Here is a 13,803-nt window from a genome sequence, read left to right as displayed (position 1 = left end):
CGATCTATCTAGCGCTCCCCCGGTCGCGATTACAGCCGTTCTTCCTCGGGGTTTGCCGGTAATCGCGACCGGATCGTCCTGCACCACCTTCACCTTGCTGGCACGAGCGGGTCAGCAAGGTGAAGGTGGTGCAGGACGATCCGGCCGCGGTGCCGGCGTGATCCGGATTACAGCCGTTCTTCCTCGGGGTTTGCCGGTAATCGCGACCGGGGGAGCGCTAGATCACCGCTACCCTGTAACCTTGTCCCTGCGGGCCGTTAGCTCAACTGGCAGAGCAGCGGACTTTTAATCCGCGGGTTCAGGGTTCGATCCCCTGGCGGCCCACCACACCGGTCCATCCGGCCGATCTGCGACGGGAGTCGAGATCGACCACCTCGACTCCCTCCTGCGGTGTTCCCGCGCGGGTGCGGCGCCCGCTGTGCTGGCGATGTCCGCCGCCGCAGGTGTTCTCACGTGCTCCTCCATCCCGGAACCGACGTGCCGTCCTGGTGCGGTGGGGTCGTGGTGGTCTCCTCGCCCTTCCGGCCGCGCGGGTGGTGGAGGAGGGGTGCGGGTTCCCGTCCGCGGAGTGCTCGCCTCCCCTCGAGGGCACCACCGCTGTCGTCGTGGGCAGCAGCACGAGGGTCGCGCTCGTGGTCGCCATCGGATTCCTCCTCCAGTGGCCGCGCTTCGCGGAACGCGCCGGTGGGCTGCAGCGCCGTTCCCCTTCGGCCGTGCACCACCGGTGGGAGGAGGACCGCCGCGGAGGCAGCCGTCCTGGATCATCCACTGTGGTCAACATGGGGTGCGGGTCGCTCCGGCGCGGTCATGGCGTCGAGTCGAGGTCCGGCACGAAGCGGACGAACGGCAGGCGGCGGCCGACCTCGCGGTAGTCGGATTCGCTGCCGTCGACGACGAACCCCATGGCGCGGCACAGGTGCTTCGCCGCCCTCGGGTGGCGGCGGGCGTAGTCGACGATGACTTCCTCGCCCTGATCGGGGTCGAGCGGAACGGCTTCGGCGCTCGCCCTGAACCGTCCGACTTGGATGGTGACGCGCGGGTTCGCCAGCACGTTGCGGTACCACTGGGAGCGTTCGCCGAACCCGGAGCAGACGTCGTAGCCGGTGCTGTGCCGGCGCGCCACTTCGACGACGGTGTGGCGAGGTCTCCCGGACTTGCGGCCGATGTGCGTCAAGAACAGGAAGCGGCTGCCGAGCAGCCAGCCCAGCCGTGCTCGGTAGAGGTGGACGGGCAGCCGGAACAGGAACGCCTTCCACCCGGTCGGTGGCGCGAGAGGGCGAGCGATCTCCATCGCGGACTTCCTCCGAGCTCGTGGCCGCTGGTTCCGCCGGGCCCACGCTACCGCGGGCGGATGGGGGTTCCGGCTCGCTGCGCGCACCAACGTCATCGCCCGCGACTGGCGCCGCTCGGTGCGCTTCTGCACCGACGTGTTCGGGTCTCGTCCGATCGGCCCGCAGCGGGACCTGGTGCGGTCGGCTCGCGGTCGTCGCGGGGTTCCCGGCGCTCAGCTGGAGGGGCAGCACCTGCTGCCCGGGCGCGGTCCGTCCGGCCCGGCCCTGGCGACCTGCTCGTGCGCCGAGGACGTGGCAGGGGACGCGCCGGTGGCCAATCGGGTGGGCTGCGGGCGCGTGGCGTCCGAGGTGCTGGATGTGGAAGTCGCGCTGTCGAGGTGCTGGCGCACGGCGGGCAGCGGCCGGGCGCCGTTTCGCGCACTTCCGCGCCGGGAGCGGGGAGCGTCGTGGAGCCGCAGTCCTGGCGCCGTTGACCGGGGAGCCGATCCCGGGCGGGCGCTCGAATCCTGTCTGATGTGGACGGAACGGGGCGGCTCGGCTGGCCCGCCGCTGAGCACCGGTCGACCGACCGATCTCCCGCGGCCGGCCGACCGGAAGGGTGCTCCGGAGCGCCCGGGTGGTCGCGCTACTCGCCGCCCCGGTAGTTCTGCGCGTAGCGGGCGGCCCGGGCCGCGCGGGCCTGGGCTTGGGCTTCTTCTCGGGTGGCTTTGCCGGTGCCGAGCGGGAACCCGTGCTTGTGCAGGCGGTGCTCGGTGGTGTGCTCCATGTAGGCCACCGAGTACAGCAGGGCGAGCAGCACACCGCCGAAGATGGCCAGGGCGCTGATCCACAGGGGGCCGGGCAGCAGCAAGAACAGCAGTCCCGGGGTGACCTGCACCAGGCTGCGGCCGAGATGCCGCAGCACCCAGGTGCGGCAGGTCACGTCGTGCAGCACCCAGTCCCGGTACTTGTCGGGCAACCGGCCGCCGAACGCGTACCACAGCCACAACGCGGGATTGGGACGTGGTTTCGGCGGGTTGGCAACCATGACACTCCTTCGCGGAAGCCGAGCCGGACGAGGTCCGGACCTACTCGAGCCGCGCCGGAGGACTGCCGGCGCGGAAATCCCCCGGGCGAAATGGGTGGAACGGCCAGTATCGCCGGTTCGACCGTCAGGGCTGAGTCGGGGGTTGCTGCGGTTCCGCGGTCTCCTCGGCCTTGGCCCGGGCGACCCGCTCGGCGTGGCTCGGCGGGTCCGACGGCACGTGGGCCGGTCGCTTGGCTTCCATCTCCTTGCGCAGCACGGGGACGACTTCCTCGGCGAGGAGGTCGATCTGCTCCAGCACCGTCTTCAGCGGCAGCCCGGCGTGGTCGATCAGGAAGAGCTGCCGCTGGTAGTCGCCGACGTGTTCGCGCATGGTCGCGTACCGCTCGATGACCTGCTGCGGGCTGCCCACGGTGAGCGGGGTCACCGAGGTGAACTCCTCCATCGACGGGCCGTGGCCGTAGACCGGGGCGTTGTCGAAGTAGGGGCGGAACTCGTTCCAGGCGTCTTGGGAGCGCTTGCGCATGAAGGCTTGGCCGCCCAGGCCGACGATGGCTTGATCGGCTCGGCCGTGGCCGTACTGCTCGTAGCGGCGGCGGTAGTAGGTCACCATCTTCTTGGTGTGCGACATCGGCCAGAAGATGTTGTTGTGGAAGAAGCCGTCGCCGTAGTAGGCGGCTTGTTCGGCGATCTCCGGGCTGCGGATCGAGCCGTGCCAGACGAACGGCGGCACCCCGTCCAGCGGGCGCGGGGTGGAGGTGAAGCCGCGCAGCGGGGTGCGGAACTTGCCTTCCCAGTCGACGACTTCCTCTTCCCAGAGCTTGCGCAGCAGCGCGTAGTTCTCGAAGGCGAGCGCCATGCTCTGCCGGATGTCCTGGCCGAACCACGGGTAGACCTGCGGGGTGTTCCCGCGGCCCAGCATGAGGTCCATCCGGCCGTCGGAGATCACCTGCAGCATGGCGTAGTCCTCGGCGATCTTCACCGGGTCGTTGGTGGTGATCAGGGTGGTGGAGGTGGAGAGGACGACGTTCTTGGTGGTCCCGGCCAGGTAGCCGAGCAGCGTGGTCGGTGACGAGGCCACGAACGGCGGGTTGTGGTGCTCGCCGGTGGCGAAGACGTCCAGGCCGGCCTGGTCGGCGTGTTGCGCGATCTTCAGGATGGAGCGCACCCGCTCGGTGTCGTTGGGGGTCTTGCCGGTGGTGGGGTCGGTGGTGACGTCGCTGACGGTGAACACGCCGAACTGCATGCGAGCCTCCTGTGGTTGCTGCGTGCCGGTACCGCCTACCTTACATATAAGATTCTTCCTAGGAAGGTTATTCCCGGCTGCGAACCGGTCCCCGGCGCGGTCGCAGGCGGCGGAACCGTCCCGCGCAACAGCACGGATACCCGAGGAGGCGGCCTCAACCCCGCCAGCACACCGAGGACAGGGCCCGGGCCAGCCCGGTGCGGTGCAGCGGGTCCAGCTGCAGCTCGAACCGGATGTGCTGGTAGGCGACCGTCAACCGGCCAGGGCAGGAGGGCGTGCCGCGCAGCTGCGCGGTGTCCCGCAACTGCAGCAGCAGCTGCTCGTTCAACCGGTCGATCTCCGGGCGGATGTCCGCCAAGTCCGGTCGTTCGTCCGGTTGCTGCTGCGGGTGCGCGGCCCAGTGGGCGTGCAGCGCGCGCTGCACGAGCTTGCTCGCCTCGATCTGGTCCCGGAAGACCTCCCGCGCCACGGCCGGGTCGATGCCCAGCTCGACCGCCCGCTCCGCCGCGTCGGCCAGCACCTGCTCCTCGCGCTGCGGATCCTCGATCGGCAGGTCGGTGCCCCACTTCGCGGCAGCGACCCGATCGGAGACCAGCACCCGCTCGGCGGCCGTCCCGACCAGCGGCTCGAACGACGTGGTCGCGGTCGCGTGGGCAGGGCTGAGCGCGAACAGAGCGGCTGCGGCGGCGAACAGGGCGCGCAACGCTTCCTCCCGACGTGCTGGCTGAAGTGGACGGAAGCAGTATTCCGCAGCGGTGCGCGGGAGCGGAACTCCTTGCCAACAGGTGGAATTCCCGTTCGCGCCCGGTGGGAAACGACCGCGGAGCAGGTGTTCGAACGCGGTCGCTGCGCGACTTTCGTATCGTGGGACCGGTGTGGAACGTCCTGGACACCAGCGCTGCTCTCTACCGTTCGATCACCCAGTGGGCCCTGACCACCCCGCCCTGGGTGCACGACTTCGCCTTGTTCGCCACCCAAGGGCTGCTGGTGGTGTTCATCGCGTTGGCGGCGCTGCACTGGTGGTTCGCCAGGACGATCACCGCGCTCGCGGTGCCGCTGCTGGCCGCGGCCCTGGGCTGGCTGGTCAGCGACCTCACCAAGGAGGTGGTCCGCCAGGTCCGGCCCTGCCGGGAGCTGGGCCTGCTGGACGAGGTGCTCGCGCAGTGCCCGGAGCACGACGACTGGTCGCTGCCGAGCAACCACTCCGCGATCGCGGCGGCTTTCGCGGTGGCCTTGGCCGCGCAGTGGCGCAAGATCACCTCGCTGGTCGTGCTGCTGGCCCTGCTGGAGGGGTTCTCCCGCGTCTTCATCGGCGTGCACTACCCGCACGACGTCCTGCTGGGGTTCTTCGTCGGCGGAATGGTCGCCGCGGTGGTGGTGTGGGCGAGCGGCTCGATCGTTCGGCGCCGGGTGCTCGCGGCGCGTGCGCCGGAGGAGGGGTAGGTCACCGGCGCTGCGGGGCTTGGTGGGCCCAGTGCCAGACGAGTTCGACCGGGCCGCGGCTGAACTTGCGCAGCCACAGCGAGGCGCCGACCGCGCAGGTCAGGAAGATGCCGGCCCAGGCCAGGAGCACCCACCACGGGCGCAGCGCGTCGAGCTCCTCGGCCAGGCCGAGGCCCCAGCCGTAGCACAGGACGGCGGCCGCCAGGTTCTGGAAGACGTAGCACGACAGCGCGGTCCGGCCGACGGCGGTCAGCCCGTTCCGCAGCGGCCCGGCGCCGCGGGACGCGCGGTGCAGCGCGGTGGGGACCAGGCCGAGCAGGCCGGCGGCGATCAGCGGCGGCAACAGGTAGCGGTCCACCACGAACCACTCCTCGCCGGCGAAGGCGGTGACCAGGTTCAGCGGTCCGCCCACGCCGAAGCCGATCAGCATCAGCCGGTTGCGCAGGCGCTGGTTGCCGGCCTCGAACACCCCGGCCCGGTGCAGCTTGGCGCCGAGCAGGAACAGGAACGCCGACATGGGGATGATGAAGATGGCCTCGAGCCGGTACTCGGGCCAGTTGCTCAACCGGGCGGCGACCTGGGCGGGGTAGTCGTGCTGCGGGAAAGGCGCCGACGCGCCGGTGTCGAGCTTGGCGGTCCCGCTCACCAGCGCAGCGGTGAGCAGGCCGATGAACAGCACGTGCGCGGTGGCCATCGCGCCCATCCACCAGTTGACCGCCCGCTCGCTGCGCCCGATCAGGAAGGCGACCAGCACCGAGGTCACCGCGTAGCTCATCAGCACGTCGTACTCGAAGACCAGGACGTAGTGCAGCAGGCCTTCGACGAACAGCAGGGCGGCTCGCCACAGGTACCAGCCCGGCCAGGTGCGGCCGCGGCGGAGCGCGGAGCGGTACTGCAGTTCCAGGCCGATGCCGAACAGCATGGTCAGCAGGGCGAGGAACTTGCCGTTGGTGAGCAGGAGCAGAGCGGATTCGAAGAGGGCGGCGAAGTCGGCCGACGACGCGGGGCCCAGTGCTGCGGCGGGTCCCCGCGGGTCGGTGAAGATCCAGATGTTGGTGCCGAGCGTTCCGGCGATGGCGATGCCGCGGATCACGTCGAGGGCGGCGATGCGGCGAGCGGTGGCGGTGGAGGTCGGTGCGACGGTCATCCGTGCCCCAGCGGGTCGATGCGCAAAGTTACCATGCAACTGCATGGTAAAAATCCGGCCCGGTTTTCGCAATACAATCGCATTGGAAAGGTTCGTCGGTGCCCAAACGCGTTGACCACGAAGCCCGTCGCACCCAGATCGCCGAAGCGCTGCTGCGACTGGCCAGCGAAGGCGGCCTGGAAGCGGTCACCCTGCGCGACGTGGCGACCGAAGCCGGCCTGTCCATGGGGGCGGTGCAGCACTACTTCAACAGCAAGGACGCCATGCTCCTGCACGCCCTCGACCACGTGAACCGCCGGGCCGAGCAGCGCATCCGCCACCGCCTCGAGGAGATGCCGCAACCCTCGCCCCGGGAAGTGCTCCGGGCGCTGATGCTGGAAATGCTCGCCCTCACCGAGGAGAGCCGGCAGGAATTCCTGACCTTCGTCGCGTTCACCCTGCGGGCGGTCAACTCCGCAGAACTCGCCGCCAGCTACCGGAAGTTCTGGCCCGAGCTCGAAAAGCTCGTCAGCGACCTGCTGCGCAGCGCCCGAGAAGCCGGAGCGCTGGTCCGGGACGTCGACCCGGAGCGGGAAGCCGAAATCCTGCTCGCCGTGCCCGACGGCCTGTCGGTCGGCCTGCTGCTCGGCCACCGCAGCCGCCAGCAAGCGATCGACACCGTCGACTACTACCTGGACGGCCTGTTCGGGCAGCCCGACCAGCCGGAGCGGAGCTGATCAGACCTCCACCTCGGCGTGCGTCAGGCCCTCCAGCTCCGCCTCGGCGGCGCCCCCGGTCGCCTCGGCCAACCACGACCGGAAGTCCGCCACCGCGGTGTCCGGGACGTGCAGCCGGAAGCGCACCCGGTCCAGGTACTCCACCTCCGCCACCTGGTAGCCAGCGGTGCGCAGCTCGTTCTCCAACTTCCCCGCCAGCTGGTAGTCCACGGTGGTGGAGACGATCCGGACCGGCTGCCGCTCCACCAGCCCCACCTGCTCCAGCGCCCCCGAAACCGCGCTGCTGTAGGCGCGCACCAGACCACCCGCGCCCAGCAGCACACCGCCGAAGTACCGGGTGACCACCGCGACCACGTTCGTCACCTCGTTGCGGCGCAGCACCTCCAGCATCGGGATCCCGGCCGTGCCGGCGGGCTCGCCGTCATCGCTGGACTTCTGCACCCGGCCGTCGTCCCCGACCACGAACGCCGAGCAGTTGTGCCGGGCCTCGTGGTGGAGCTTGCGGCGCTGCAGGATGAAATCACGAGCCTCGTCCTCGGTGCTCACCCGCTGCAGTGCGCACAGGAAACGGGACTTCTTCACCTCGAGCTCGTACTCGCCAGCCTGCTTGATGGTCCGCATCCAGCCCTCTCATCCGGCACCGCCAGCCCGGCGACCCGGCTGTCCGCTCTCCGGAAACCGCGCCCGGGCACTCCGCACAACCCTCATCCTCGCACCCGGGGAGCTGCTCACCGCATCGTGCGCCAAATCGCACATAGCGGGAATCCGGATTTCGCCACCGCGGCCGGACACGTAACGTCGCCCCCATGGACCAGACGGAAAGCCCGTTCGAACCAGGAACCCGGGTGCGCGCCACGTTCGGCCGCTTCCGGGGCAAGACCGGAATCGTCGTCAAAACCGCCACCGGGCTGCCGGAAGCCTTCGACGGCCCGGTGCTGTGGGTGCGGTTCGACGACGCGGAAGAACCCGGCCTGGTGGCCGGCCAGTTTCTGGAAGCAGCGTGAGATGACCAGTCCGGAACGCCCTGCACAGGCAGCGCGCCCGGACGGGTGCGTGCCTGCGCAGGGTTGTGCAGTTCCGGCTCAGCCCCAGACTTCCTTGGCGGTCTCCACGACCAGCCGCAGCTTGGCCACCTGCTGCTCGTAGCTGAGCTCGTTGCCCTCCTTGGTGGAGGCGAACCCGCACTGCGGGGACAAGCACAGCTGATCGATGTCGATGTACTTGGTCGCCTCCTCGATCCGGCGCTTGAGCGCGTCCTTGCTCTCCAGCTCGCCGTGCTTGGTCGTCACCAACCCCAGCACCACCGTCTTGCCCTTGGGCACGAACCGCAGCGGGGCGAACGAACCGGAGCGCTCGTCGTCGAATTCGAGGAAGAAGCCGTCCACGTCGAGCTCGTTGAACAGCGCCTCGGCCACGAAGTCGTAGCCGCCCTCGGCCGCCCAGGAGGAGCGGTAGTTGCCCCGGCACATGTGAGTGGTCACCGACAGGGTTTCCGGCCGGTCCCGCAGCGAGGCGTTGATCAGCTCGATGGTCTGCAGGTGCGCGTGCTCGGCGTCCTCCCCGCGCGCGGCGATCTGGGCGCGCTGCTTCGGGTCGTTGAGGTAGGCCAGGCTGGTGTCGTCCAGCTGCAGGTAGTGGCAGCCCAGGTCGGCCAGCGCGCGGACCTGCTTGCGGTAGGCGGCCGCCAGGTCGGCCCGGAACTCGGCCAGGTCCGGGTACACCTTCTCGTCGATGGCCGCCCGGCCGCCCCGGTAGTGCAGCATCCCCGGGGACGGGATGGTGATCTTCGGGGTCGCCGTCTTGACCTGCTTGGTCAGGTAGGTGAAGTGGTCGCCGAAGATGGTCTTGCTCAGCCCGATCTTCCCGGTGACCTGCAGGTCCGGGGTGGTGAACTCGAGCTCGCCCCGCTCGTTGCGGAACTGGACCTTCAGGCTGCGATCGGTGCCCTGCTCCACACCGTCCAGCTGGTAGAGGAAGTCCATGTGCCAGGAGGTGCGGCGGAACTCCCCGTCGGTGGCGCTGGACAGCCCCACCTCCTCCTGCATCGCCACGACTTCGGCGATCTCCTCGTCCTCGATCTGCCGCAGTTGCTCAGCCGTCAGCCTCCCGGCGGCGTGCTCGTCGCGGGCCCGCAGCAGGCGCTCCGGGCGGAGCAGGCTTCCGACGTGGTCGGCACGGAATGGGGGTTTCACACGAGGGCTCATGACCAGCAACATAGTGCGCAACCGCGCCCGGGCCCAGAGGCTTCTTTCGCTCACCGGGGCGACCACTTCTCCGGTTCCCCGCTTACTCGGTGTGACCAACGACAACCGGGTGGAAGGCCCCGCGCCGATAAAATCGGCGGCGGCAGCCAGGAACAGGAACACGGACGGAGAAGATGCGGGTTCTCGTTATCGGAGCAGGTGTCGGAGGACTCGCCGTCGCCAACGGGCTGATCCGCCACGGCCACCAGGTGCAGGTCTTCGAGCACGCCGAGCAGCTCCGCACCGGGGGAGCCGGATTGACCATTTGGAGCAACGGCACCCGAGCGCTCCGTGAACTCGGCGTGGACATCGAGCCGCTCGGCCGAGTGCTGACCAGCCTGCGGGCCATGACCGAAACCGGGCGGTTCCTGTGGGAAGCCGACCTGGCCGCGGTGACCGCCGAACTCGGCAGCCCCACCGTGCAGATCCCGCGCGAGCGGTTGATCGCCGCCCTCGCCGAACCCCTGGCAGCCGGAGTCGTCCAGTTCGGCAAGCGCTGCGTGCGCGTCACCGAACACCCCGACCACGTGGTCGCCCACTTCGACGACGGCAGCACGGCCACCGGTGACCTGGTCATCGGTGCCGACGGGCACCGCTCCGCGGTGCGCCGCGGGCTGCTCGACAAGCGGCCCGCCAAACCGGCCGGCTGGGCCAGCTGGCAAGGCCTCACGCCCAGCGACCTGCCGGTGGCGCACGGGAACCGCACGCTCAACATCGCCGGGCGCTACGCGCACTGCGGGCTGATCCCCACCGGCAACGGGTTGCTGCACTGGTGGTTCGACATGCCGTGGAAGGAAGGCGACCCGATCCACTCGATCGCCGCCCTGCGGCGGCTCTTCCGCGACTACCCGGAACCGGTGCGCGCCCTGCTGGCCTCGGTCACCGACGACGACCTCGGGTTCTTCCCCCACGTCCGCCACCGGATCCCGCGGGTCTGGGGCGGCCCCCGCAGCACGCTGATCGGCGATGCCGCGCACGCCATGCCGCCGGTGGTCGCGCAAGCCGCCAACCAGACCTTGGAAGACGCGTGGCTGCTCAGCCAACACCTGGCCGGCGCCAGCGGCGAACCCGGTGCCCTGCTGCGGGCCTACGAGGCCGAACGCCGCCCCCGGGTGAGCAAGATTTCCCGCACCGCCGCGCTGACCATCAAACAGCGCAGCACACCGCTGCAGCGGCTGGCGAAGTTCCCCGGCTGGCTCGCCACCCGCTCCCAGGTCGCCACCCTGCGGGCCGGCAGCAACGTGCTGCAGAAGCTGACCCGGACCCCGCGCGTGCGGGTCGCGTGACACCGCGGTCGGCGAATTCGTCCGAACAGACGAGAAGGGAACTTCCCCGCCGGATCCGACGGGGAAGTTCCCTTCCTGCTGTCCAGGCGCGGTTCGGGCGAACCGCCGACGGCTGGGGCCTCAGCCGTTGAAGGTCTCCGGGTCCGGGCCGACGCGCTGCCCGTTCTCCAGGGTTTCGATCTCCTTGAGGTCGTCGGCGGCCAGCTCGAAGTCGAACACGTCGATGTTCTCCCGGATCCGGGAGGGGGTGACCGACTTCGGAATGGTCACGTTGCCCAGCTGGACGTGCCAGCGCAGCACGATCTGGGCCGGGGTCTTGCCGTACTTCTCCGCCAGCGACTTGATGGTGTCGGTGTCCAGCAGACCGTTGTTGCGGCCCAGCGGGCTCCAGGCCTCGGTGACGATCCCGTGCTCGGCGTGGAACGCCCGCAGCTCCTGCTGCTGCAGGTTCGGGTGCAGCTCGATCTGGTTGACGGCGGGCACCACGCTGGTCTCTTCCATCAGCCGGCGCAGGTGCGGGACGTGGAAGTTGGACACGCCGATGGCCTTGGCCCGGCCCTCGGAGTGGATCTTCTCGAACGCCTTCCAGGTCTCGACGTAGCGGTCCTGGGCGGGCACCGGCCAGTGGATCAGGTACAGGTCGACGTAGTCCAGCCCCAGCCGGTTCAAGCTCTCGTCGAAGGCCCGCAGCGCGCTGTCGTAGCCCTGGGCGTCGTTCCAGAGCTTGGTGGTGATGAACAGGTCCTCGCGCTTGATGCCCGACTCGGCGATGGCCTTGCCGACGCCCTCCTCGTTGCCGTACACCGCTGCGGTGTCGATGCTGCGGTACCCGGCCTCCAGGGCGGTGCGCACCGGCTCCACGACCTCGTCCGGCGGGACCAGGAAGACCCCGAAGCCCAGCTGGGGCATCTTCGCGCCGGTGTTGAGCTCGACGTTGGGAACCTGAGCCATGGAAGCCCCCTTCTCTCCTGTTGGTTCAGTGCTGGTTGCGATCACTCCGGTCAACCCGGTGCGGCGGCTGCGCATTCCTGGCCGACCGGAATTGTGATCAGCGGATCTCCACGGTTTCCTGCGGCACCTGCCCGGTGTCCGAGGCGCGGTGCGAAGTGACCACCTCCGGGCGCTGCGGACGGCGGTCCAGCCACCCGGACAGCACCGCGAAGCCCAGGCCGCTCAGCGCCAGCAGGGCCCCCACCCAGCTCGGCGCGGTCAGGCCGAACCCGGCGGCGATCACCATGCCGCCCAGGTAGGCGCCCAGCGAGTTGGCGATGTTGAAGGTGGACTGGATGCTGGCCGAGCCGAGCGCCGGGGCTTCCTTGGCCTGGTCGAGGATCCGCGCCTGGATGCTGGGGATCGCGGCGAACCCCGTGGCACCGATCAGGAACACGGTGATCGCGGCGAGGACCGCGTTGTGCGCGGTGAGCACGAACAGGCCCAGGCTTCCGGCGAGCGCCGTCAGGAACACGTACAGCGTTCGCATGGGGGCCCGGTCGGCCAGGCGGCCGCCGACCGCGGTGCCCACGGTCATGCCGACGCCGAACAGCGCCAGCAGGACGGTCACCGCGCCGGGCGTGTACCCGGTCACATCGGTCAGCACCGGCTTGATGTAGCTGTAGAAGGAGAAGGTCGCGGCGAAGCCGAACACCACCACGGCGAACGCCAACCACACCTGCGGCCGGCGGAAGGCCCGCAGCTCGCCGCGCACGCTGACGTTCTCCGGCTTCGGCTGGTTCGGCACCAGCGCCGCCACCGCGCCCAGGGCCACCACGCCGATCAGGGCGACCAGGGCGAACGCCCACCGCCAACCGAGCTGCTGGCCCAGCAGGGTGCCCGCCGGGACCCCGACGATGTTGGCCACGGTCAACCCGATGAACATCATCGAGATCGCCTGGGCGCGCTTGTCCTGGGTGACCAGGTTGGCCGCGACCACCGCGCCGATGCCGAAGAACACGCCGTGCGGCAGGCCCGCGATGAACCGGGCGGCCAGGAGCAGCTCGTGGGTCGGGGCGAGGGCGGAGAACAGGTTCCCGGCGGTGAACAGCACGAGCATGTTCAGCAGGATCGCTTTGCGCCGGGACCGCATCCCCAGCATCGTCAGCACCGGGGCGCCCACCACGACCCCCAGCGCGTACAGCGACACGTAGCCGCCGGCCTGCGGGATCGTCGCGCCCAGATCGGAGGCCACTTCGGGGAGCAGCCCCATCATCACGAATTCGGTCGTGCCAATGCCGAAAGCAGCAATAGCCAGTGCCAACAGGGCAATGGGCAAAGAAGTCTCCCCCGCGATGAACGTGTCGGACGATTACGGCGGCGCCCGCTGGCCGTGCTGTTGGTGACCGGGCACCGGGAACGATTCAGGAAACCGGCTCGCGTTGACGATCCCCCAAAGTCGTTTCAACGGTAACCAACCCCCGGGTGTTCCGGGAGTGCGTTATGAACCGCGCCACTGGAAGGTTTCCCCATTCGGCCCAATCGGCAGACCACTGTGGATACCCTATTGGGCAGAGTGCCCATTTTTCCGCGTTGTTCTTGTGAATTCTGCTAGTTGGCGCAGCACGGAGTTCCATAGTGGACTTGTTGGTCGCCGCAAGGCGCGGACCCGGGGCCGCCGGCAGCTGGTGCGCCGCCGCAGCGGGACGAGCAGTTCCGCCCGTTGCGGTCGGGGCGGCGGGCGCACGAGACCCCGCTGGTGCTCCGCGGCGGTCCCCCGCACCTTCCCCGGCGCGGTGGCTGCCCGTCCGGTGGGCGTCAGCCCGTGGCCGGCGGTCCCCGGCGGGGCGGAGCGCGCCGCACCACCCCTCGGGTTTCCAGTTCGCGGTCGGACAACACCACTTCGCGCGGAAGAATTCCCGCCGATCGCCGGCCGCTCCGGGGCGTCCTGGCCCGCTGGCGACCGCCCCGGCGAACACCGGACGACCCGGGGCTCAGCGGTGCGAACCGGTCTCGACCCGTCGTCGGCGGCTCCGCTGGCAGGCCGGGACCGGTGCGCAGCGGGTCATTCCTTCGCCTGCCGGCGGCCGACGTAGGCCTCCTCGACCAGCCGGTCCCTCAAGTGCGGGTAGTGCAGCTCGAAGGCCGGGCGGATCGACCGGATCCGCGGCAGCGTCGTGAAGTTGTGCCGCGGCGGTGGGCAGGAGGTGGCCCACTCCAGCGAGTTGCCGTGCCCCCACGGGTCGTCGGCGTGGACGACCACGCCGTACCGGGCGCTCTTGAACACGTTGTACAGGAACGGGAGCATCGAGATGCCGAGGATGAACGCCCCGATGGAGGACACCACGTTGAGCGTGGTGAACCCGTCTGTCGGCAGGTAGTCGGCGTAGCGGCGCGGCATGCCCTCGTTGCCCAGCCAGTGCTGCACCAGGAACGTGGTGTGGAACCCGATGAAGGTCAGCCAGAAGTGCAGCTT

Annotated in this window: 14 protein-coding genes and 1 tRNA gene; 5 read left to right on the top strand and 10 right to left on the bottom strand. The window is 69.7% G+C overall.

The window, feature by feature from the left end:
- Positions 1-251 precede the first annotated feature (251 nt).
- Positions 252-327 (top strand) — tRNA-Lys (locus SREC43747_RS0117475).
- A gap of 478 nt (positions 328-805) precedes the next feature.
- Here the strand turns inward: SREC43747_RS0117475 and SREC43747_RS0117470 are convergent.
- The 4 genes from SREC43747_RS0117470 to SREC43747_RS0117455 all read right to left on the bottom strand — a co-directional run bounded on the left by SREC43747_RS0117470 (position 806) and on the right by SREC43747_RS0117455 (position 4,265).
- Positions 806-1,291 carry a nitroreductase family deazaflavin-dependent oxidoreductase gene (locus SREC43747_RS0117470; protein WP_029722635.1) on the bottom strand — a complete coding sequence of 162 codons (486 nt, stop codon included), beginning with the start codon at positions 1,289-1,291 and terminating at the stop codon, positions 806-808.
- A gap of 626 nt (positions 1,292-1,917) precedes the next feature.
- On the bottom strand, positions 1,918-2,319 hold the full coding sequence (locus SREC43747_RS0117465) for a DUF5313 family protein (protein ID WP_029722634.1): 402 nt from the start codon (positions 2,317-2,319) through the stop codon (positions 1,918-1,920).
- 124 nt (positions 2,320-2,443) lie between these two features.
- Positions 2,444-3,562, bottom strand: coding sequence for an LLM class flavin-dependent oxidoreductase (locus tag SREC43747_RS0117460; protein WP_037332468.1), 1,119 nt, complete (start codon positions 3,560-3,562; stop codon positions 2,444-2,446).
- Positions 3,563-3,716: 154 nt separating this feature from the next.
- On the bottom strand, positions 3,717-4,265 hold the full coding sequence (locus SREC43747_RS0117455) for a chorismate mutase (protein ID WP_029722632.1): 549 nt from the start codon (positions 4,263-4,265) through the stop codon (positions 3,717-3,719).
- Positions 4,266-4,435: 170 nt separating this feature from the next.
- Between SREC43747_RS0117455 and SREC43747_RS0117450 the strand changes: the two genes are divergently transcribed.
- Positions 4,436-5,005, top strand: a complete 570-nt coding sequence (locus tag SREC43747_RS0117450; protein ID WP_160173026.1) for a phosphatase PAP2 family protein — start codon at positions 4,436-4,438, stop codon at positions 5,003-5,005.
- A 1-nt stretch (position 5,006) separates the two neighbouring features.
- Here SREC43747_RS0117450 and SREC43747_RS0117445 read toward each other — a convergent pair whose 3' ends face one another.
- The gene (locus SREC43747_RS0117445; protein WP_029722629.1) at positions 5,007-6,152 is read right to left on the bottom strand and encodes a DUF418 domain-containing protein; all 1,146 of its coding nucleotides are present in this window, start codon (positions 6,150-6,152) and stop codon (positions 5,007-5,009) included.
- A gap of 98 nt (positions 6,153-6,250) precedes the next feature.
- Between SREC43747_RS0117445 and SREC43747_RS0117440 the strand changes: the two genes are divergently transcribed.
- Positions 6,251-6,868, top strand: coding sequence for a TetR/AcrR family transcriptional regulator (locus SREC43747_RS0117440; RefSeq protein WP_029722628.1), 618 nt, complete (start codon positions 6,251-6,253; stop codon positions 6,866-6,868).
- Here SREC43747_RS0117440 and SREC43747_RS0117435 read toward each other — a convergent pair whose 3' ends face one another.
- Positions 6,869-7,489 carry a YigZ family protein gene (locus SREC43747_RS0117435; protein WP_029722627.1) on the bottom strand — a complete coding sequence of 207 codons (621 nt, stop codon included), beginning with the start codon at positions 7,487-7,489 and terminating at the stop codon, positions 6,869-6,871.
- 185 nt (positions 7,490-7,674) lie between these two features.
- On the opposite strand from SREC43747_RS0117435, the gene SREC43747_RS0117430 reads away from it, so the two are divergent.
- Positions 7,675-7,872 (top strand): KOW domain-containing RNA-binding protein, encoded by a 198-nt coding sequence (locus SREC43747_RS0117430; protein WP_029722626.1) that lies wholly within the window; start codon positions 7,675-7,677, stop codon positions 7,870-7,872.
- A gap of 78 nt (positions 7,873-7,950) precedes the next feature.
- Here the strand turns inward: SREC43747_RS0117430 and SREC43747_RS0117425 are convergent, their stop codons facing one another.
- Positions 7,951-9,072: a 5-methyltetrahydropteroyltriglutamate--homocysteine S-methyltransferase gene (locus SREC43747_RS0117425; protein ID WP_029722625.1), complete on the bottom strand. Its 1,122-nt coding sequence runs from the start codon at positions 9,070-9,072 to the stop codon at positions 7,951-7,953.
- Positions 9,073-9,245: 173 nt separating this feature from the next.
- Here SREC43747_RS0117425 and SREC43747_RS0117420 point away from each other — a divergent pair, with 173 nt between their 5' ends.
- Complete coding sequence (locus SREC43747_RS0117420) at positions 9,246-10,397, top strand: FAD-dependent monooxygenase (RefSeq protein ID WP_029722624.1); 1,152 nt, start codon at positions 9,246-9,248, stop codon at positions 10,395-10,397.
- A gap of 120 nt (positions 10,398-10,517) precedes the next feature.
- Here the strand turns inward: SREC43747_RS0117420 and SREC43747_RS0117415 are convergent, their stop codons facing one another.
- From SREC43747_RS0117415 to SREC43747_RS0117405, 3 genes are all read right to left on the bottom strand, one after another.
- Positions 10,518-11,348, bottom strand: a complete 831-nt coding sequence (locus SREC43747_RS0117415) for an aldo/keto reductase (RefSeq protein WP_029722623.1) — start codon at positions 11,346-11,348, stop codon at positions 10,518-10,520.
- Positions 11,349-11,445: 97 nt separating this feature from the next.
- Positions 11,446-12,666 (bottom strand): MFS transporter, encoded by a 1,221-nt coding sequence (locus SREC43747_RS0117410; RefSeq protein ID WP_051388122.1) that lies wholly within the window; start codon positions 12,664-12,666, stop codon positions 11,446-11,448.
- A 726-nt stretch (positions 12,667-13,392) separates the two neighbouring features.
- Positions 13,393-13,803 (bottom strand): cbb3-type cytochrome c oxidase subunit I (locus SREC43747_RS0117405; RefSeq protein ID WP_029722621.1); only part of this gene is annotated, 411 nt, incomplete at its 5' end.

The organism is Saccharopolyspora rectivirgula DSM 43747 (assembly GCF_000497205.1).
Lineage (GTDB): Bacteria > Actinomycetota > Actinomycetes > Mycobacteriales > Pseudonocardiaceae > Saccharopolyspora > Saccharopolyspora rectivirgula.
The sequence above is the reverse complement of the archived record's forward strand: the minus strand, read 5'-3'. Positions and strand labels throughout refer to the sequence as shown.

Coding starts and splice junctions, on each gene's coding strand:
- SREC43747_RS0117470 (WP_029722635.1), bottom strand. CDS start 1,291: ATGGAGATCGCTCGCCCTCTCGCGCCACCGACCGGGTGGAAGGCGTTC.
- SREC43747_RS0117465 (WP_029722634.1), bottom strand. CDS start 2,319: ATGGTTGCCAACCCGCCGAAACCACGTCCCAATCCCGCGTTGTGGCTG.
- SREC43747_RS0117460 (WP_037332468.1), bottom strand. CDS start 3,562: ATGCAGTTCGGCGTGTTCACCGTCAGCGACGTCACCACCGACCCCACC.
- SREC43747_RS0117445 (WP_029722629.1), bottom strand. CDS start 6,152: ATGACCGTCGCACCGACCTCCACCGCCACCGCTCGCCGCATCGCCGCC.
- SREC43747_RS0117435 (WP_029722627.1), bottom strand. CDS start 7,489: ATGCGGACCATCAAGCAGGCTGGCGAGTACGAGCTCGAGGTGAAGAAG.
- SREC43747_RS0117430 (WP_029722626.1), top strand. CDS start 7,675: ATGGACCAGACGGAAAGCCCGTTCGAACCAGGAACCCGGGTGCGCGCC.
- SREC43747_RS0117425 (WP_029722625.1), bottom strand. CDS start 9,072: ATGAGCCCTCGTGTGAAACCCCCATTCCGTGCCGACCACGTCGGAAGC.
- SREC43747_RS0117420 (WP_029722624.1), top strand. CDS start 9,246: ATGCGGGTTCTCGTTATCGGAGCAGGTGTCGGAGGACTCGCCGTCGCC.
- SREC43747_RS0117415 (WP_029722623.1), bottom strand. CDS start 11,348: ATGGCTCAGGTTCCCAACGTCGAGCTCAACACCGGCGCGAAGATGCCC.